We start from the raw sequence: 439 nt of genomic DNA, 5'->3' as shown, positions 1-439 counted from the left end.
CTATCGGGACCGGTATCAGGACCGCCTGTGGTTTATGTGCAAGGCGGCCTACTGCATTCTGATCGAGCGCGCCGCCAAATATGCCCGCAGCCAGGACCGCAAGCTGCGCGTGTTCTTCGAGAGGGCCGGCAAAGCCGAGGACCGTGACCTGATAGCCTACACGCGGATCCTGAAGACGCAGGGGATGCCGTTCGACGGTGCCAACTCCGCCAGCTACGGGTCGTTAACTGCCGAGGAGTTCAAAGACATCGTGCGCGGGGAGCCGCGCGGCAGGACTAAAGCCACGCCAATGCTGCAGATCGCCGATCTCTACCTCTATCCGATGGCCAAGGGCGGCTATGACCCATCCTACCGGCCCTACAAGGCCCTGATGGAGCACAAGCGTCTCATCGACGCGCACCTACCGCCCGAGGAGTTGGCGTTCCGTGGCATCAAATAC

General features: G+C 62.0%; 1 pseudogene. It reads left to right on the top strand.

Annotated features, from left to right (window positions below):
* Positions 1-34 precede the first annotated feature (34 nt).
* Positions 35-439: pseudogene (locus EN745_RS35695) on the top strand (DUF3800 domain-containing protein); the annotation flags it as partial.

Origin of the sequence: Mesorhizobium sp. M4A.F.Ca.ET.022.05.2.1 (assembly GCF_003998845.1) — a bacterium.
Classification (GTDB): Bacteria; Pseudomonadota; Alphaproteobacteria; order Rhizobiales; family Rhizobiaceae; genus Mesorhizobium.
Note: the sequence above shows the minus strand (reverse complement) of the source record. Positions and strands in the feature narration are given on the sequence as shown.